Origin of the sequence: Runella zeae DSM 19591 (assembly GCF_000423565.1) — a bacterium.
Taxonomy (GTDB): Bacteria; Bacteroidota; Bacteroidia; order Cytophagales; family Spirosomataceae; genus Runella; species Runella zeae.
Window position 1 is genome coordinate 1 of the sequence record NZ_KE384039.1, and the last position, 18,534, is coordinate 18,534.

Genomic DNA, 18,534 nt, shown 5'->3' on the forward strand with positions numbered 1-18,534 from the left:
AAATATAACGATGAGTTTTGGCTAATTCGAGGGTGCCAAACGTGCTTTTAATCTTTTTTTTTTCGTCGATCTTTAGGGGTAGCTCCCAGATTTTTCTCAGCTACGGCTCGGCCTAGCTCCGTCCAAAGTTCAACAAAACCCTGCTCATACTCTAGTAGGCTCGGGCTGGCGTTAAGACGATTTATGTCTGCATATTTGGCCCGAGCCATCTCTATAAATTCTGATTCTGTCATTGATTTGTTCGGTTTTTGCTAAAAAATAATTCAAAGATACAAAATACACTCAAACGACAATTTGGTTTGCGCCCCACTATAGCCAATACGAGATTAGGTTTTGTTTATTTTTTTTCCAAGTCTTTCAGAATAAATTTAATCCAATTCTTTTGTTCAATTTTATCTAAAAGTATGTCTGGCTTAAAACCAGTTTGGTCAATAGGTTTTTTATCTGTCCAACTTGATTTTACAATTGGTATTGTTAAAATATATTTATCATACGGCAATGGCGTGGGGTATGACATTCCTTCGTAGTCCATCATGCCTACGGTATTTATGCCATATGTGGTTGTTTTTTTACTTTGTTTCGAAATAAAGAAAAAGTATTCTGTTGAACTGCCGCTCAAATCATCTACAATCAACGCAATTTTTTTTGGTTTTGCTATAATGGAATCTAGAGGGAAAGTTACTCCAGGAATGGGGTAGAAATCTTTTTTTGTGTTTGGAAGTTCTTGATAAGCTTTCTTGTAGGAGGCAATAATTTCACTAGGAAAATATTTTTCATACTCTTTAGGTATAGGATTTAATACAAAAGGTTCTAAATCAGCTAATTTGAACTTTATATTCTCTGGAGTAACTCTCAGGTAAGTATCATATTGAAAAATTGGGTTTGTCATAAAGAAGGGTAAAAAAGAAACCCAACCAGTATTACCACCTGCATTTCCAGATAGGTCTACTATGAGATTTTCACAAGTTTTAATGATTGAGTCATTTTTGGTTACCAATTGTTGAATTTTATCATCATTGTTTTTAAAAGTGGGGATTTTTAAATAGGCTGTTTTAGTAGATAACTTCTGGAAATTAAGGCCCTTATTGCTGCCTTTCCAAGTTTTTAATTCTTCTTTTTCCGAATTTGATAATTCATTAGGATAAATTTTTCCAAACATTGAAAAATTCCAAATTTGCAACAAATTTCCTTTTTGTTTGGCAGGTACATCTGTCGTAATAAATGAATTGTATTCCTTGGCAATAAACCCTTGTTTATTTGGTGTTAACTTTACGTAAACCAATCCTAAAGGTATTTTAGGGTCTTGAGTTTGTATAACTATTGCTTCATAAACATTTTTTTTGGATTTTTGAATGGCTAACTTCAAAGTTGAATCTGCGTTTATCCAAATGCCTTCTATCGTAGATAATTTCTTTTTTGCAATACTTGTTTTAAAGTCATCTTCTGAAAGGTTTTTTATTTCATAATCGTAGTCGTCTTGATTAGCATAACTTAAAATAAAGTGTTTGTCTTTAAAGAAACGTATATACTCTTTGAGTAAATAAAAACAAGTCTTGGGGTTTGTTTCATTTAGAGCTTTCTTTTTGATAGAATTAATCAGTTCTGTATACTTTGGCTTTGTATTGTTATTAATTTTTACAGGGAAACCAGCGTAGTTTTCTTCCGTTTTGGAAATGATTTTATTTAGATTATCAGAACAATTGCATTTGTTGCTCTGTGCGTAGGTTGTAGCTGAGAATAATATCAGAAATATTGGTATATAGATAGCTAGTTTCATGCTTTTTTACTTGTTGTGTTAAATATGTTTAGATTCTATTTTATGTAGAATGTAGTATGTAGATGTGGTTTTTTATAACGCTTTTGGTATGTATTTATTTAGTTCTGTGGTTGAAATTATCTGTTAGTTTTATATTCTTTGTTTTGTTGAAAGTCGTTATATAGTTGCTTCCAACCGAAAAATGTTAGCGAAGGGTGGGAGCACTCTCCTTGCCCTAACTACAAAGTTTATAGCAAGTACAAAGCCTAAATTACGCACATTAGCTCATTTATTCACAAACATAATGTTGTGCCTTCGCTGTTTTTAGTCAACAAATGCTTCTTTAATAACGGCTTTTACTTGTTCTATAGTGTCGTCGTCTAACTTGCCAATAGTGTTAGTTATTCGGCTTTGGTCTATGGTACGAATTTGGTCTATAACTATCCAATTTTGTTGCCCCTGCAAATCAAAACTTACCCTTGTAGGGTAGTTTTTTGACTGTGAAGTGATTGGACAAATTACAATAGTCGCCAAGTGTTTATTCATTTCATTTGGCGAAACAACCAGACAAGGTCTTTTTTTCTTAATTTCGCTACCGATTGTTGGGTCTAAATTCACAACAACAACCTCATATTGTGAGTAGGTTGCCATATTTTAATTCCAGTTTTCGTTGTCAAAAACGCTGTATATCAATGATTTATCCTCTGAATTGCGCCGGTATTAGTACTAAAATTCAATAGAATTACTGCTATTGAATTTTGCATGGTTTGGGCCGGACGATTCAGTGAGCGGGATACAAAACCCGCGTGTCTGTTGCACAACTCTATTCAAAGGTATGGATTTTGGGGATTTTTAATACAATTCGATATAAGATGTGCAAAAACTAAGGATAAGGAGTTGACTAAAAGTCATATAAATGTTGTTTTTACAGGCAAGGGTGGCATGCTCTCCAATTTTATTGTCAAGTCGATTTGGATGACTTGCCACTGTTAGGTCATTTCTACAATCTTAACTTTTTAAAGATTTGCGTAAGAGCTACTGATATTAGGAGTATACCCGATTGTTAGTCGCTACTTAATGGATGCTTTTTGTCTTCCCCACGCCACAAAGATGGCCATAAGAAGCATAAAAATATTGAAGCCAATGTCTTTTGCTTCGCCCCTTGAAATATGGAAAATACTTGCAATCGTCATTAAAGCGACGATTCCGTAAGCTGTATAAATTGTCAGTTTAGGTTGGATACGAAGTAATGTCGGCAACACAATTCCAAGTCCGCCTAGTAAGTCCACAATGCCTGTTATCATAACAAGATTTGCATTTTCTTTTACCCAAGGAAAGGGTAAATCTTCGGATTTAAAAAGTTTCATAAACCCTGCCCAAAGAAAAGTGATGGCTAAAATTCCCTGTACTATCCAAAGGATAGTGTTCATTGTTTTTGATGTTTTTTGTTGTGCTGTCATAGCCTATATTGTCTTGAAGCCTCAAATTTAGATACCTTTGCTATCGAAATGATATTACTTCCTGTTTGGAAAGCGCTATCCAAAAGGGAAGTATCGTAAAAAACAAAAAATATGTTGTCCAAAGCTGGTTGTCCAAAAACGATGTTGTCAATTCAAGATGCTCTTGAAGCTGTCGAAGGAAGATGGAAGTTGCTTATTTTGTTTGTCTTGGCCGAAAAGCCAAAACGCTTCAAGCAGATTGCAAAAGAAGTAAATGGAATAACGGACAAAACGTTGTCAAAAGAGTTAAAAAGTTTGGAAGCGAATAAACTTATCCGTAGAGATGTGTATGACACTTTCCCGCCCACTGTTGAATATACCATTACTCCACATGGTTTGTCGCTTGAAAAAGTCTTAGATGAGCTTCATTTTTGGGGGTTGGCGCATCGTCAAAAAGTCATAGGAAAATAGGTGTGAAATAATGTCTTAATCCGATTTGATTAATTTCTGCTAGGTTGTGATACTGATAGTAGTAGCTAGTATATTTTACTCCTTAAAACTGTTTCCGCTCACATAAAAGTCAAAGTTTATTGATAATCCTAAGTCGTTCATTCTTTTTATATCGTCCTTGTCAATATTGTGTCCGCCAATCATTCCATTTCCTTTGTGAATGGTCGAAGCAACTTGAATAGCGCCATCTGCATTTTCAACAAGCCGTCTTATTCCTTCCTTATCTTGCTCTAAATAGGCAAGTAGTTTTTTTAGCTTGTCTTCAAACTCGTCAGGCTCAGGATTCGGTAGAATTATGAAATTACTAAATGTATGTCTTGACTTGCCACTTTCTCTAAGTTCACCTTTGTTCCAAAATTTAGTGGGAGTCAAATGTGTCATTGCTTTTAAATCGTCCACAGATAAAGCTTCTGATGTCGCTCTGAAATAAACTTGGTGATATGCTTCTGTCCCAACCCCCGTTATTTCGTTTGTTTTTGTGTTAATGTAAACTGCGAAATAAAATTTCTCATCAAGTACGGGCAAGTAAGCGATAATTAGTTCATCTTTTTTGTCACGGTCAATACGGTCAAATTTTAGTTGGTTGTTAACATAAATGGGACTATGAATTTCTAGATACTGCTCCGTCGCTCCAAGTATCTTATGCTTGAATTCTTTTTCTACAAGTTTTATAGCTTGTTGGTCGGTCATATTATTATTGCTAATTCGGGCTTGGCGTTCGGCTGGGTTTCGGAGGATAAAAAATAAATATTATTCAAATTCCTAGGCTAATTTGTTGAGCTATGCCTTTAGCAATACTTTATTAGCTCTGGTTTTTCTATTTTTCAAGTCCATATTTTTGCCCATATTCTCTAATTGTTATTAAAAATTGGGGAGTTGGTTTGTCATTCATAAGTTCTTCGTATTCTCGTTTTGCTTTGTCAAAATGTTTAAATTCTCCATAAACTATTAGTTTACCCAAAGGTGTCATCCTCATATCGAATTTATCTAACTTGTTCAACTCTTGAAGCATTTTTTCAGTGCTATTCAGCCGGTCAAAATATGGTAAAATGAAATTTGTCAGATTCTTTTTCATTTCGTTAATTAATTGTTGCTCGTCTGTTTGCTCTTCAATGTCATACCAAGTGTCGTGTTGGTTTCGCAAGTCTCCAATTCTTTTTCTAATCAAATATTCTGGCTCTTTTGGATAGTCTGGAAGCCCTTTGTTGCTGTAATTGTAAAATGCAAGCCAATACTCAGGGACAAAAACTCCTGTATTTATAGTAAACCTAATATTGTCTTTATCCCCAAATTGACTTTTCTGAACATTGATAATTTGTCCGATATTGCCAAGCTTTAAGTAAAAATTATTTGCTTTTTTCTTAAATCCCAAAGGTTTCAATATTTCATGAAATCCGTTTTTAATTATTTTGTCAAACTTTATTTGTGATATTGTCTTCATTAGGAATTACGGTGTGTCGGTCTAAAATCACGGCTAACGGTTTCGGCTTTGCGAAGTGGCGGATTTGTAGCATCCCGAAGGTTATCGGGATTCAATAAAATTTCTACTTTTGAACTTTGCGTCCCGAAGGCTTTCGGGATTTCATAGAAGCATCGCGCCAACAATCTAGTTCGGCGGCTATATTGCCAAACCGCTGTTAGCCGTTTTTTAATCATTTTTTTTCAACGCTTGAAATATTTTGCTAAGAATAAAATATGCTCTTGTATGAGGATACCAATTTCCATATGCACCAGAGGTCATAGCAATCACCATATTTTCTTCGGGAACAACCACTAAATGATTTCCACCATTTCCTGATGCCCATAGATAGTTTATTTCGTTGTCGCCAAATTTTCTTTTTGTTCTATACCAAAGCATGCCATATTCGTCGGCCAGAGGATTATAGTCGCCTATTGCAGAGGAATGTTCGCTCACTAATCTATTCATATAATCATTATCAGCTAACTGTTTATTTCCCCATTTTCCCTTATTGGCAACTAATAATCCCAATTTTGCAAAGTCCAGCGTTGAAATGTAAAGATTGCCAGCAGCACCAGTTTGGTTTGAGGCATTAGTGTACCAGTAAAACTCTTTTATTTCCAAAGGTTCAAAAACTTTTTGTTTAGCATAATCTCTTAGGCTCATCCCTGATTTTTCTTCAATGATAGCACCAATCAAAACAGCATTGATGTCTGCATAGACCCATTTTTTTCCTGGCTCATTTGATAGGGGAACACTTAATAAGTAGCTTAACCATTCGTCCTTTGCTATCCATTTTCCTTCGCTGCCCATTGTCTTAGGGTTGTCAGAGTCAGCATCTAAACCAGAAACCATATTCAAAAGATGAATCAGTTTAACTTTTTTATAATCTTCGTGGATAGAGGGGTATTTTTTCTTTGGAAAGAAAGAGTAAACGTCTTGCTCTAAATTTTTCACCAAACCGTCTTTGATGGCTACGCCCAAAAGCACAGCAGTAATACTCTTTCCAGCAGACCGAATATCGTGTATGTGATTACGCCAAAATGTATTATAGTAATTTTCTAATACGATTTTATTGTCTTTAATCACAATCAATCCTCGAAAATCTCTTTGTCTGAATTTAGAAATTGTATCGGTAAGGGCATTGATGGAATCTTTATTAAAACCCGCATCTGCTGGACTAACAGCAGGAATATTTGGGATAGCTTTCATTTGTGCATATGTTGAGTATGCTAGGGTCAAAAGAAAGAGTGTCAAGAATTTTTGTTTCATATTTCGATTTTTGTTTAATGCCTTCGTTTTGAGGTACAGTCTAGAGCTGTTATCGGTTTGGTTCTTTATTCTAATCCTTTTTTGTCTGGATTCCAAAATGGTTTGGTCTTAATTTGTTTCGTATCCCAATTTAATTCGCGCCTGAAATATTGATTTAGGGCAACACAAATTCTGCTATCGCCACCAACATAAACCATTTTTCGCCCTGTCATATGGGGGATTATTTTTTTGATTTCAGCTATAATTTCGCTGTATGGATTTTCAGGTAGTTCGTAAAAATTGAAAGGCATTGTCCCGTCAATATCTGCAAAAAGTTCGCTTTTATGTTGGCTGTATAAAATGCTTTCTACCTGTTTGTCTTTCGGCAAATTTCGTCTAATGATATACAAGTGAGATAATGCCGATAAGTCACCAATGAACAAATAACTATTTGCAGTGTCGTCTAAAATAAAGTTTCCTTTTTTCCAAGTGAAGTAAACTTTGTCACCAACTTTTCGTTGTTCTGCCCATTTTGCCCCCGAACCTTTGCTGTGTGTTGCAATTGCCAAGTCAAGTGTTCCGTTGGTTTTGTCAAGGTCCCAAACGGAATAACTTCTAACAAAGTCTTTCATTGTCAAACTTTCTTCTGTCATACCGATACCAATACGCAAAAAGTAGCCTGCAACAAATTCAACGTCTTTAATGTTGTCGCTTTTTACACGAATTCTGTATGCAGATTCCGATATTTTTTGCTTTTCTACAATAGTATTCTCTTTGAGAACTCGTTTCAAGATGGTTTTAATTATACCCATTTTTCTTTATTTTAAATTCTTGTCTTTGACCACTAGCGGTACATTTTTATTGGGTGCTAAGTACTATGCGATTTATAAAACGTGAAAGGATAAAAAAAGGTATATATTGTTGGTGGAATGAAAAAGTAAGCGTTTTGCTTCTAAAATAACACACTGTTGTATGTGATACGAAACAGAATTAATACATTCATTCAAATAAGCACTTTTACTAAGTGATTATTGTCGATATTGGTTTCAATTTCTTATTTTTGGATCCCAAATATTTGTCAAATTTCGGTTAAATAAATTCTCTTTTTTGTCAATCCAAATGAGACCTTTGTCTTCGATAATTTCCTTTTCAATTAATTCTTCAATTATCTTGTCTGTTACGTCAATAAAATCCAGAAAATAATCTGAATTATAACTTTGCCCGCATACCATAAAACAGTCTTCTGTGTCATTAATAAAGCCTATTCTGTCTCCAGTATTTGTTAGTAAATAATAAGTGACAATTGTCGAGGCAATAACAGTACCACTTAACTCACGAAGTTTTGTTCCAGTATCAATGTTATAAAAACTGATCTGATGTTTTTTGTCAATATTTATTAATCTGTATCCAACTCCCATATTAGTTTTTTTTAAAATATATATTTGTTGGGAAATCTTTTGAAAAAACTACTTGAAGACATTCCAAAGAGTGTAATAATTTTTCGTAGTCTCTAATATCAACGATTTGTGAGGTAACAGAAGAGGGAGAAACATCCATACCAATAATATCATACTCTTGGCAAAGTCTCCAATGCAGCGCCCGTCCAACTCTTCCACTACTGCCAGTAATAGCCACTTTTTTCATACGCTGCGGTTTTTCTATTTTTCAAGTCCATATTTTTGTCCGTATTCTCTAATTGTTATTAAAAATGGGGGAGTTGGTTTATCACTCAGAAGTCCTTCGTATTCTCGTTTTGCTTTGTCAAACTGTTTAAATTCTCCATAAACTATTAGTTTACCCAAAGGTGTCATCCTCATATCAGCTTTGTCTAATTTGTCCAACTCCTGAAGCATTTTTTTAGTGCTATTCAGCCGGTCAAAATATGGTAAAATGAAATTTGTCAGATTCTTTTTCATTTCGTTAATTAATTGTTGCTCGTCTGTTTGCTCTTCAATGTCATACCAAGTGTCGTGTTGTTTTCGCAAGTCTCCAATTCTTTTTCTAATCAAACATTCTGGCTCTTTTGGGTAATCTGGAAGTCCTTTGTTGCTGTAATTGTAAAATGCAAGCCAATACTCAGGGACAAAAATTCCTGTATTTATAGTAAACCTAATACTGTGTTTATCCCCAAATTGACTTTTCTGGACATTGATAATTTGTCCGATATTGCCAAGCTTTAAGTAAAAATTATTTGCTTTTTTCTTAAATCCCAATGGTTTCAATATTTCATGAAATCCTTCCTTTATTGTCTTGTCAAATTTTAGTTCTGATATAGTCTTCATTAGGAATTACGGTGTGTCGGTCTAAAGTCACAGCTAACGGTTTTTGAATTTGCCGAAGGCGAGGTGTGTCAGCACCAATCACTACTGTTGATTTGTTGATTTGATAAAATTTAGTTAATTACAAAAGTGCCATACAAGCTCGTAACCCCTGCTTTTGGCAAAGCTTATGTTCTTATGTTGGCAGTCATATATTGTTCATTCGTCATTGTTCATATCTGTTTTTTTGTTTACAAATATCCAGTCGGATTTGTTAATTCTTGTCGTGTCAATAATGCTTGTCTTATTCCAAAATTTCAAAAACGGTTCAAGTTTAACTACTCGATTTCCATCTGCACCTAAAGCACCTTCTCCAATTACCTGTGTCATTATTACTGTCGCTGAGTTTGCCTTATGTCTATAAAGTAAGGTGTCATTTGTAATTGTCAAAAAACCTACAGAAAAAAGCATACTTGCCATCATGAAAAAAGAAAATATTGAGCCTGTGATTGTCGTAAATATTATGGTAATATTTTTTAATTTATCGTTAGCTCGTTTAATTGTTCCTGTTAGTGTCAATAAAATTGCAATTGGAAGTCCTTGCATTATGGTGTCGTAAAACTGTCTGCTTAATTTCCAATCCGCAAACTCATAAGTTGAAGATTGCCCAAATATTAATGCGTAAAATGCCACAACAATAAAGACAATTGTTAGCCAGAAAATTATTCTAAGAATTATATTTATGGTTGTCGTCATTTTATGTTACTGCTAATTTGCGGGACTCGTAGCGAGTGTGGGATATGTAACTCTTCTAGTGTAAGGTCTACTGGTTTTAACTACTTACAATTGTCCGTCGTTTAGCTGCTACCCGAAGGGTGGGATCTCGAAGCACCCCGCAAGCTTTCATGATCAGCCAAGCACAAACTTTGATAGAAGCACAAAGCTTGATTTAACCACTGAACCGCCACTTTTGGGTAGGTGCTGTTATAGGGCGTTTTTATTTCTGTCCACCAAGCCATATGTTGCCACGTTTAAATGAATATGATTTTGTTGTATCGCCCATTGGTTCTTTAAACTTGTGAGTCCGATGCGGCTTTTTTAAAAGTATATCAAACCACATTTTCGTTTCTTCGTAATCTTGTCTTGAAGCATAAGTCTCTGGTTTGCCAACTTCAGCATTGTCATAGTGGTCTTCGTCTAAACAATAGTCCCAATTCAATTTTGATAGTTTTGTTTTTAGGCTTCCGTAATTGTGGAGTTGAATGGTTTTGTTTGTGTCAGGCTTGTAAAATGTGCTTTTGTAGAAGTCAACATTGTCACCAATTGCACACACAACTTGAGATTGTGAAAAATATGGTTCAAAAAGCCAAACTTTTAAATAATATGGTTGTCTTAGTTTGTCGAGTTGTTCTTTCCAGTCATCATAAATGTCAAGTAATCCGTTGAGTATTTTTTGTTTGGTCTTTCCTGTCGGTTCCGGTGTTATACTATTTGTCAATGAAAGTCCGCTCCAAGGATGTACTGTGATTTTTGCATAATATCTATCACGTTGATTTAATAAATAGTCGGTCAAGTCCAGCGATAAATTGTCAAGTCGCCACTTGTCGATTTGCTTTTGTCTTCTGTTATGTCCTCGTATTTTTTTCTTTCTCACGGTCGTCTGTTAAAATGTTCACTAACGGTTACGGCTTGGCGATGGTTGGCTTTTGAAACCGTAAACTGTCTGCAAGTACCAACGTTTATTAATTGCTCAAATGTTTCTATTCACACTGTCCGCTCACTCGTATTATAGAGCGTTTTTTATTTTGTTAATCGTTTCAGTGTCCAATCCCACAGATTCAACATAAATTTCGTCAAAGTCAGCGGAGTCTGTAACGCCAATGCCACCTTCTGGTTTTAATTCTGTGTTGTCTTCAAGTAGTACAATTCGAAAATTGAACTTGTTTACGTTAGAAATTCCTTGTTTCTCAAAATGTTGTTGAATGGTTTTCTGGTATTTTTTGTAATTGTCGTTTGCGATTAAGTTACCGCCCATTCCGCCCATACTTTCATCAATGATTGAAAAATCTACTTCACCAATTTTGTCATCGTCGATATATAAAAAACCTTTCATTAGTCTTTCCCCTCTATTGTAATGTCCAAAAATTCACTTCCTATTTTCAGTCCAACTAGGAAGTCAATTGTTTCTGTGTCGCCCGAAACTATCAGAAGTTTGTATTTATTTTCTTCACTTGAAATTTCGATGTCCTCAATGGCATTGATTCTAACAGTCATTGAAAGTGACTCATTAAAGGGTATATTAACAAACCATTTTTCTTGCACGGTACCGTCTTTCAGTTGTCCGATTAAATAAAATTCGTTCCTGCGTCTAATAGCAAAACTGTCAATTACCTCAAATTGTCCTTGTCTTATTTTCGTGTTCATTGTCAGTTTTCATAAAATGGGTGCTAACGGTTTGGGGCTTTGCGTTCGGGCGGGTTTCGGAGCATTAAACGGTCAACCCAGCACAAAAGTTGATGCGAGGTAGAATGCTCAATTAACCACATCACCCACCATTGAGCCAAACGCCTGTTATAGGGCGTTTTTCTTGTCGCTGTCAATTCACTTTTCATTGTTCTTGCTTTGCTTTTCTGTCTATATATGACTGTAATTGTTGTTTAGCTTCACTCAGTCTTGGGCTTAGTTGGCTTTGAATTAAGTGATTTGAAAGTGTCTTTTTAGTCAAATCTATTTCAGAAATACCTTCTTCCAGTTCAGTCAAAAACTTCATTTCGTCTGTTAAATATTCGCTGAAGGAAGTATCTAAGTATCTTATTTCTAAAAGTGATGTCAAGTCCATTATTTCTTCTGGTTTTGCATCTTTTATTCCTTGCTTTACACTTTCTGTTTTTAATTGGTGAAACAATGCCTTATCAGGGGTTCTAATGTCATATCGTTCTGGAAGAAATTCTTTCACAAACTCCGATAAATTAGTTTGAAAGAGAGATTGAATATTTTTTGCTTCTTCAATAGCCTTTAAAGCTTCTATTTCTTTCACTCTAAGTTTGATGTGTTCAACCAGAGATGTTAAATGCTCTCCTGTAAATCTGCTTTGAACCATTTCAAATTGAGATTTAGCAAAGTGATTAAAATTTACTTTAGAAAGAAATATATCAAGTCCTGTTTTAATTTTTGATGTAATTGTGTCTTTGTCAATTTCGATAAATTCACTAAATCCAAGCAGGTAAACACCGGCGTTCAAGTAAGAAACGATGTCTTCTAAAATCCCTTCTTTACAATATCCTAGAAGTTCTTTTAAGGTGTGAACAAACTCTTCATCTGAATATTTCCAATAGCCTTGATGAAGAAAAGAATCAATAATTTGATGTGCTGGATTTACTTTGCCTTCCTTAACTTTAAAACTTTCTTCCAAGGCTTGTATAAACGTTGTCTTATTTATCTGCTTGCCTGATGTGATTAAATTGTATAGTTCTTCATAGTATATGTATGACTCCGAAAGTCTATTGTAATATGTCTTTTTAAAGTTTTCAGAATATGTCCATTCATTTTTCGCCTCAATATTTTCTTCACTGTTACCTTGCGATAAGAAGTCAAAGTTTGAGAAGTCTATATCGGAAAAAGTTGAAGTTTGGTTGTCTAATTTTTTCTTGTCTGTCAAGCTTATGTTATTGGGTTTTCGGAATTCAATTGAAATTGATAATGTGAAAATCCATAAATTTTTTAATTGAGCTAAGAACAATTCATTTATTTTATTGGTTTCAACTAATAATTCAAATGCTACCTTAAAATGCTCTATGGCAAATTTTAAAGTTCGAATATTTGAAAATGACTTTTTTAGCTCTTTGTTTAATTGAGTGTCTTCTGTTAAAGTAGTTAGTGTTTGAATGAAAAAATCTTTACGGTTTAAAAGGAATGTTTTAAAATTACTGTCTGAATAGTCATTGACAATGCTATCATATATTTTACTTATGTTGGGAATGAAATGGATAGTTTTTTCAATGGTCTTTTCTTTAAAAGTAATTCCATTTTTTATTTCTGTCTCGTTAGCAATAAGTAATACCTTACAGCCTTTGTTTTCAACCAAGTCATTTATTATTCCCAAAAAATCGTCCACATTAATTTTATCACTCATTCTTTCGATGTCATCAAAACAGATGAGCAATTTGTCGTGAGGAATTAATCTAAAAAAGTTTTCACCTGTTCCAAGTATCAATTTTTCTACGTCTACAAACTTTTTGATATATGGAATTGCTTCTGATAAGTTTTTTACATTTTTTGCAATAGTCCCTGTGCCGAGATTTACATTTTTACCTTTACTGTCAAAGTAGGCAAAGAGAACTTTTTGTGCAATATTATTCTTGTCTGTTTCACCATATAGAGAAACAATAATAGGGCTAAAGTCAGTACTCCTTTCAATTAATGGGAAAATATATTTCTTAATGTGATAAGTCTTTCCGCTACCCCAGTCACCTGTGAGAAGCAGAGCACCTGTCGTTTTCATTCTTAAATGATTTAAAATAGGCTCGCTTATCGGACTGCTTATTTCCTCAACATTTGTGTCTGCTGTTACATTATTGTCTGCCACTTTTTCTTTTTTAAATAGTTTCTTTAGTATGTTCACAGTGTCGCCTTTAAAATGCCCTATAACACAATATAGCCGCAACCCTTGCGCCTATACCCCAAATATACCTACTTTCCCTAAAATATGCCTTATGATTTTTTGTGTTATTAGGGAAATTTTTCCCCAAATGTTAGGAAAGTCGTGTTGAGAAAATTGAGGTGGGGCTGAGCATTATGCCATTTTTTGAAAATTACCAACTTGTAGTTCGCCCGTAGATGAAAGCCCAAACACGGGGTAGATTTTGAAGAAAATAATGAGACAAAAATAGGAGGGTCTTTTCTGGTGGGTGTTTGTAAATGAGGTGAGTGGTAGCAACATCCAAGAAGGAAGCGATTGCCTATTTTGTGCTTGTCGCGGCCTGTATTTGGGCAGGATAGCGCTCGCCTACAATTTTGATGGTCGCTAAGGCGGCATTTATGTTGGCTAATTCGTCGCGGGTCAACGAAATATGAATAGCACCTATGTTTTCTTGTAAGCGATGCCGTTTGGAGGTTCCGGGAATGGGCACAATCCAAGATTTTTGGGCCAACAACCAACCTAAAACGATTTTAGCGGATATTTTTTCTTATTCTACTCAAAGAAGATTGCGTAATTCCCAAATACGAAGCGATAAAAGACAAAGGAACGCGGTTGGCCAAAGTGGGAAACTTTTCGATAAAATCAAGGTAACGCGTAGTGGCGTCTTGGGAGACTAACTCACTTCTTCTCTCCAGTTTTTCTCTATGATGTTTGGCCATTATTTTTTGGACAATGACCTCCCAACCTACAATCGTTTCTGAGATTTCTTTCCAATTCTTTTTTGAAAACACCACTATTTTATAGTCCGTAACGGCTTGTAGGTATTCTGAAGGGATATATTCTCCTTTATACATAGGGCCATCCAAAATCAGGTGGTTTTTATCTACAAAATACCGCGTATTTTCGTCTCCACTATTGGTATAATAATACACCCGCAAAACCCCTTCTGTTAGCAAACCAATCTGCTTTACCATTTTTCCGGCTTCTCAATAAAACTCGTCTTTACGAAGTTCTAAATTGGTGACTTTGCTCATAATAAGGTCAATTTGCTGCTTATTCAAATGTCCAAATTGTAATAGATATTCAACAAATTTTTCCATTTAGTGCGTTCTGCTGTATATTGTGAAGGCGTGAAAATTATGAAATAGCAGAAATAAAATAGAAATCAAAACAAAGAACCAACGTCTAAACGGCCAATTGAAGTAAAATGAATCTCCAATCAGCCCGATACCTATCAACCAAATCAAAGGAGTGTAAGAAGGGGCCGTAAATCCCACAGTACTATTGCTCCATTTACTATCGGGAAATAAGATTAAAACTAGCCAAGAAGCAAAGTACAATAAAACGCCGCCTAAGTATATATACAATCCTTTTTTCTGGGTTGGGGTTGAAATACGGAGAGGCATCAGAAAAGTAAGCATAAACACCAGTGCTCGTGAAATATTTTCTCCATACGTCAGCAAAGTTGGAATGTCTTTCCAGAATATTTCTGGCTGAAAGTCTTTCGGCAGTTTACTGGTCAATACTATATTCCAAATCATGATTGGAATGGTCAGAAGAAAACAGTTGGTAGCGTATTTCTTTATGGTGTTTAAGCTCATTCGTGGGTTTTTAATTAAACGATTGCCTGAATTCGAGGGGTGACAATTGCGTTTTTGTTTTAAACAGTTTACTGAACGATTGCAAATGCTCAAACCCCAATTCATACGCAATTTCACTGACCGTCAAATCCGTGGTTGAAAGTTTTTCTTTGGCTTTTTCGATTAGTTTTTCATGAATGAGTTGTTGGGTGCTTTGTCCGGTCAGTGATTTTAGCAAGCCCCGCAAATAACTTGGTGATACATGGAGGTGTTCAGAAATATATTGAACCGTGGGTAAGCCTTTGGATATCAAATCATCATCATTGAAATAATCGGAAAGCAAAGTTTCCAAACGGTCAAGTATCTGATGATTGCTTTTTTTTCGGGTAATAAACTGACGCTGATAAAACCGCTCGGCATAGTTGAGCAAGGTTTCTAAATGAGAAACGATAATGTCTTGACTAAATTTGTCGATATTGGATTCGTATTCGTTTTTGATGTTTTCAACAATGCCATTGATGAGCGTTTCTTCTTTGTCCGACAAAAACAAAGCTTCGTGGGTGGCATAATCAAAGAAGTCGTATTGTTTTATTTTTTTTGCAAGGATGGTATTCCACAAAAAATCAGGGTGTATGAATAGCATCCAGCCTTCCAGATTTTGGGAGGGGCCGTCTTCTTCGCCGCGCAATAGCTGCCCGGGCGACATAAACGCCATGAGGCCCTCGTCAAAGTCATAGCGTTGTTGGCCGTAGTGGAGCTTGTCGCAGTTTCTTTTGAGAGAAATGACATAGAGGTCAAAACAAACGACTTTTATGCTTTCGTGAGCTTGTAATCCCGCTAAATTGATGAGGCCAATAAGTGGATGCTGAGGCTTTGCTAAGCCCATCAACCGATGAATTTCGGTGATGGACTTTATTCGGTAAGGTGTTGAATGTGCCATAGTACAAAGTTAATTCTAATTTTTGAAAGGGTATTTCAACCAAATCATAATCAGTGGCATTATCAAAAAAGGAATTTCTATCAATACCATTTTTAAATTCCCTGCCCGCAACGCCAAGGCCATTATCAAGACAATGCTCATGGCGTTTAGGACATTGCCCCAAAAGAATGTTTTAGGAATAAGCAGCAGTACGCCAACCACTATCGTCAATACGCCCATCAGAGGAATGACTGACTCGCTGATGCCCAAATCGTTCATCATTTTTAAAGATTGGGGATTGTTTTTGTAATTAAACGTATCCCAACCGTGCTTGAAGCTGAGGGCTACCGACACGATCAGTAGCACCAAAGAAATGAGGTTCTTTATCATTTTTGGTTTGCTTTAAATTTTTTAAACTCTCTGTGTCCAAATTTCAAAAGTAGGTTAGGCATAAGCCTACTTGCCGCTTTTATCACACTGATTAATACAGGTTTTAGTTCGGGTTTATTTTTTTTCATGCCTTCAATAGCCACACTTACCATTTTATCTACGTCCATCATCATAGCAGGATTGGGCTTAACGGCCCAGTCATTTTGTAGGTTGGTATTTACGCCAGGAGGTATCATTTCAAAGACTTTTACATGGGTGTCTTCTAATTGCAACCGTAAGGCTTGTGTGTAGGCACGTACGCCTGCTTTGGTGGCGCTATAGATAGGAGCCGACGAATAGGCCATAAAAGCAATGCCCGAGGATACATTGACAATAGCCGCCGATTTTTGCTTCAACAAATGAGGTAAAAACTGATGTACCATTTGGATGGTACCCGTAAGATTGGTAGCGACTTCACGGTTTATATTTTCCAAGTCCAAACGGCCGTCTTGCAAGTCTATCAGGCGCATCAGACCGGCGTTGTTGATGATGATATTGAGCTGAGGGAATTGTTGGGTGACGTCTCTGTAAAGTTGCTCAATGTCTTTAGGATTGCTTACATCACTTTGGAAAGTATGTACATGGGGAAACTTGTTTTTGGTTTCTTTCAATGCGAGCGAGTTACGGCCTGTCACGATGATGTTGGCTCCTTCGTTGGTGAGTTGCTTGACAAACTCTAAACCGATGCCGCTCGTTCCGCCTGTGATAAGGATAGTGCTTTTGCTTAGTTCCATTTTTTCTGTTTTAGATTGATGATACAAAGGTCGTCAGCAACCATAAGACCGATTTAGCCAAAACAACTTTTGGTTTAGTCAAAAAGCAAAAATGCCGATTTTGAACAGAAATGTCTTCAAAACTTCTTTCTACATGACTGATGTGAAAGCGAAGCGTCTTCTAGTTTGATGAAAAGAATGGATGCTCCAACAGAGGATGTACGAAGTGGATAGGTATGTAAGAGGAAAAAGATAAGAATATGATTTTGTAAAATATTCATATTTAGGGTTTTAGGTTTTTTTTGATAAAAATTTTTTTTAGGATGAAATCTTTGTGGAGGCAGATTCACGTACGTCTGTTCGTAATGAAAGTTACCACAACTAACCAATTGTAAACACTAATTTTTATCAAACAACACTCATGAAAAAAATCGTAATGTTTCTCGTTTCGGCATTGTTTGTCAGTGCGTCTTTTGCCCAAGAAAAAACCGTAGAAGTAGGTGGAGCGCCCATGTACCCTTCCAAAAACATCGTTGAAAATGCCGTTAATTCTAAAGACCACACTACTTTGGTAGCGGCTGTGAAAGCGGCGGGTCTGGTAGAAACGCTCCAAAGTGCAGGGCCTTTTACGGTGTTTGCCCCTACCAATGCGGCCTTTGATAAATTGCCAGCAGGCACGGTAGAATCACTGGTAAAACCCGAAAACAAAAAAACATTGACTACCATTTTGACTTACCACGTAGTAGCGGGCAAAATGGATTCAAAAGCTATCGCAGCAGCGATCAAAGCAGGAGGCGGCACAGCCACTTTCAAGACCGTACAAGGTGGTACGCTCAAGGCCATGATGAAAGGTAAAAAATTGGTGCTATCTGATGAAAAGGGTGGTATGTCGACCGTCACCATCAAAGACGTATATCAAAGCAATGGCGTGATTCACGTGATTGATACGGTGGTGATGCCGGGATCTGGTTCGTAAGGTATGTAGAACAATCGTGAAGTGAGCAATGTGAGGTCAAATAGCGGCAGGGGTGACTTGGTCATTTTCTGCCGCTATTTTTATGGTATGAGGAGCTATGGGTAGTTTTTGATTTCAAAACAGATTTCCTTGGAGGCCGCCTTTTTCGTATTCAATGAGCCATTTTTTGCGCCAAAGTCCTCCTGCATAGCCCGTCAGGCTGCCATCTGAACCAATGACGCGGTGACAGGGTACTATCAACCAAATAGGGTTTTTGCCGTTGGCGGCAGCGGCTGCCCGAATCGATTTTTCGTCACCCAAACGACGAGCTAACTCTAAGTAGGAGATAGTACGACCAAAAGGAATCTTTAGTAATTCTTCCCAAACTCTTTTCTGAAAATCGGTACCTTGAGGATTGAGCTGTAGGTCAAAGGTATTGCGCTCTCCTCTGAAATATTCGCCTAGCTGCTGATGCGCTTGCCGCAATTCGGGCGGAATCGTATCGGTCAAAAGCCCAAGAGAATCGTCTAAAATACTTACTTCTCTGATACCGTCGGCGTCGCCTTCAATGTAAGTTACTCCAAGGGGTGTTTGCAAATATGCAACAGACATAGGGGTAGTTTGAT

At 36.3% G+C, this 18,534-nt stretch carries 26 protein-coding genes; 2 read left to right on the forward strand and 24 right to left on the reverse strand.

What is annotated here, in order from left to right; genetic code table 11:
• Positions 1-47: 47 nt before the first annotated feature.
• From G563_RS0124730 to G563_RS0124750, 4 genes are all read right to left on the reverse strand, one after another.
• Positions 48-233 carry a hypothetical protein gene (locus G563_RS0124730; protein ID WP_028666451.1) on the reverse strand — a complete coding sequence of 62 codons (186 nt, stop codon included), beginning with the start codon at positions 231-233 and terminating at the stop codon, positions 48-50.
• A 104-nt stretch (positions 234-337) separates the two neighbouring features.
• Complete coding sequence (locus tag G563_RS0124735; RefSeq protein WP_028667691.1) at positions 338-1,777, reverse strand: S41 family peptidase; 1,440 nt, start codon at positions 1,775-1,777, stop codon at positions 338-340.
• A 303-nt stretch (positions 1,778-2,080) separates the two neighbouring features.
• The gene (locus tag G563_RS0124740; protein WP_028667692.1) at positions 2,081-2,407 is read right to left on the reverse strand and encodes a type II toxin-antitoxin system PemK/MazF family toxin; all 327 of its coding nucleotides are present in this window, start codon (positions 2,405-2,407) and stop codon (positions 2,081-2,083) included.
• Between the two features lie 419 nt (positions 2,408-2,826).
• On the reverse strand, positions 2,827-3,216 hold the full coding sequence (locus G563_RS0124750) for a DoxX family protein (protein WP_028667694.1): 390 nt from the start codon (positions 3,214-3,216) through the stop codon (positions 2,827-2,829).
• 141 nt (positions 3,217-3,357) lie between these two features.
• Here G563_RS0124750 and G563_RS0124755 point away from each other — a divergent pair, with 141 nt between their 5' ends.
• Complete coding sequence (locus G563_RS0124755; RefSeq protein ID WP_310586567.1) at positions 3,358-3,666, forward strand: winged helix-turn-helix transcriptional regulator; 309 nt, start codon at positions 3,358-3,360, stop codon at positions 3,664-3,666.
• Between the two features lie 75 nt (positions 3,667-3,741).
• Here the strand turns inward: G563_RS0124755 and G563_RS0124760 are convergent, their stop codons facing one another.
• The 19 genes from G563_RS0124760 to G563_RS0124845 all read right to left on the reverse strand — a co-directional run bounded on the left by G563_RS0124760 (position 3,742) and on the right by G563_RS0124845 (position 16,974).
• Positions 3,742-4,395 carry a DUF4279 domain-containing protein gene (locus tag G563_RS0124760; protein WP_028667696.1) on the reverse strand — a complete coding sequence of 218 codons (654 nt, stop codon included), beginning with the start codon at positions 4,393-4,395 and terminating at the stop codon, positions 3,742-3,744.
• Between the two features lie 127 nt (positions 4,396-4,522).
• Complete coding sequence (locus G563_RS0124765; RefSeq protein WP_028667697.1) at positions 4,523-5,146, reverse strand: DUF4304 domain-containing protein; 624 nt, start codon at positions 5,144-5,146, stop codon at positions 4,523-4,525.
• Entirely contained in the window at positions 5,146-5,361 is a 216-nt protein-coding gene (locus G563_RS0124770; RefSeq protein ID WP_028667698.1) for a hypothetical protein, read from the reverse strand. Before G563_RS0124770 ends, G563_RS0124765 begins: the two co-directional genes overlap by 1 nt.
• Positions 5,354-6,436 (reverse strand): serine hydrolase domain-containing protein, encoded by a 1,083-nt coding sequence (locus tag G563_RS0124775; protein WP_084650976.1) that lies wholly within the window; start codon positions 6,434-6,436, stop codon positions 5,354-5,356. Before G563_RS0124775 ends, G563_RS0124770 begins: the two co-directional genes overlap by 8 nt.
• Positions 6,437-6,501: 65 nt before the next feature.
• Positions 6,502-7,206 (reverse strand): siderophore-interacting protein, encoded by a 705-nt coding sequence (locus tag G563_RS0124780; protein ID WP_229598560.1) that lies wholly within the window; start codon positions 7,204-7,206, stop codon positions 6,502-6,504.
• A 255-nt stretch (positions 7,207-7,461) separates the two neighbouring features.
• Entirely contained in the window at positions 7,462-7,833 is a 372-nt protein-coding gene (locus tag G563_RS0124785; RefSeq protein WP_028667701.1) for a hypothetical protein, read from the reverse strand.
• A 1-nt stretch (position 7,834) separates the two neighbouring features.
• Positions 7,835-8,059 (reverse strand): hypothetical protein, encoded by a 225-nt coding sequence (locus G563_RS35805; RefSeq protein ID WP_037328157.1) that lies wholly within the window; start codon positions 8,057-8,059, stop codon positions 7,835-7,837.
• A gap of 14 nt (positions 8,060-8,073) precedes the next feature.
• The gene (locus G563_RS0124790) at positions 8,074-8,697 is read right to left on the reverse strand and encodes a DUF4304 domain-containing protein (protein ID WP_028667702.1); all 624 of its coding nucleotides are present in this window, start codon (positions 8,695-8,697) and stop codon (positions 8,074-8,076) included.
• 195 nt (positions 8,698-8,892) lie between these two features.
• Positions 8,893-9,429 carry a hypothetical protein gene (locus tag G563_RS0124795; RefSeq protein ID WP_028667703.1) on the reverse strand — a complete coding sequence of 179 codons (537 nt, stop codon included), beginning with the start codon at positions 9,427-9,429 and terminating at the stop codon, positions 8,893-8,895.
• Between the two features lie 241 nt (positions 9,430-9,670).
• Positions 9,671-10,327, reverse strand: a complete 657-nt coding sequence (locus G563_RS37250) for a hypothetical protein (protein WP_051211192.1) — start codon at positions 10,325-10,327, stop codon at positions 9,671-9,673.
• A 132-nt stretch (positions 10,328-10,459) separates the two neighbouring features.
• Entirely contained in the window at positions 10,460-10,786 is a 327-nt protein-coding gene (locus G563_RS35815) for a hypothetical protein (protein WP_051211193.1), read from the reverse strand.
• The gene (locus G563_RS0124810; RefSeq protein WP_028667704.1) at positions 10,786-11,097 is read right to left on the reverse strand and encodes a hypothetical protein; all 312 of its coding nucleotides are present in this window, start codon (positions 11,095-11,097) and stop codon (positions 10,786-10,788) included. The genes G563_RS35815 and G563_RS0124810 overlap by 1 nt, the downstream gene beginning before the upstream one ends.
• A gap of 184 nt (positions 11,098-11,281) precedes the next feature.
• Complete coding sequence (locus tag G563_RS0124815; RefSeq protein ID WP_037328161.1) at positions 11,282-13,294, reverse strand: P-loop NTPase fold protein; 2,013 nt, start codon at positions 13,292-13,294, stop codon at positions 11,282-11,284.
• Between the two features lie 337 nt (positions 13,295-13,631).
• Positions 13,632-13,802 (reverse strand): hypothetical protein, encoded by a 171-nt coding sequence (locus G563_RS0124820; RefSeq protein ID WP_229598562.1) that lies wholly within the window; start codon positions 13,800-13,802, stop codon positions 13,632-13,634.
• Between the two features lie 40 nt (positions 13,803-13,842).
• A complete protein-coding gene (locus tag G563_RS35820; protein ID WP_229598563.1) occupies positions 13,843-14,286 on the reverse strand; it encodes a Crp/Fnr family transcriptional regulator in 444 nt (147 codons plus the stop codon).
• 126 nt (positions 14,287-14,412) lie between these two features.
• Positions 14,413-14,913 carry a hypothetical protein gene (locus G563_RS0124830; RefSeq protein ID WP_157585597.1) on the reverse strand — a complete coding sequence of 167 codons (501 nt, stop codon included), beginning with the start codon at positions 14,911-14,913 and terminating at the stop codon, positions 14,413-14,415.
• Positions 14,914-14,923: 10 nt separating this feature from the next.
• On the reverse strand, positions 14,924-15,832 hold the full coding sequence (locus G563_RS0124835) for a helix-turn-helix domain-containing protein (RefSeq protein WP_028667708.1): 909 nt from the start codon (positions 15,830-15,832) through the stop codon (positions 14,924-14,926).
• Positions 15,833-15,847: 15 nt separating this feature from the next.
• Positions 15,848-16,201, reverse strand: a complete 354-nt coding sequence (locus G563_RS0124840) for a hypothetical protein (RefSeq protein ID WP_028667709.1) — start codon at positions 16,199-16,201, stop codon at positions 15,848-15,850.
• Positions 16,198-16,974 (reverse strand): SDR family oxidoreductase, encoded by a 777-nt coding sequence (locus G563_RS0124845; RefSeq protein WP_028667710.1) that lies wholly within the window; start codon positions 16,972-16,974, stop codon positions 16,198-16,200. The genes G563_RS0124840 and G563_RS0124845 overlap by 4 nt, the downstream gene beginning before the upstream one ends.
• A gap of 400 nt (positions 16,975-17,374) precedes the next feature.
• Here G563_RS0124845 and G563_RS0124850 point away from each other — a divergent pair, with 400 nt between their 5' ends.
• Positions 17,375-17,929: a fasciclin domain-containing protein gene (locus tag G563_RS0124850; protein ID WP_028667711.1), complete on the forward strand. Its 555-nt coding sequence runs from the start codon at positions 17,375-17,377 to the stop codon at positions 17,927-17,929.
• Between the two features lie 114 nt (positions 17,930-18,043).
• Here G563_RS0124850 and G563_RS0124855 read toward each other — a convergent pair whose 3' ends face one another.
• A complete protein-coding gene (locus tag G563_RS0124855) occupies positions 18,044-18,520 on the reverse strand; it encodes a methylated-DNA--[protein]-cysteine S-methyltransferase (protein ID WP_028667712.1) in 477 nt (158 codons plus the stop codon).
• Positions 18,521-18,534: the final 14 nt, after the last annotated feature.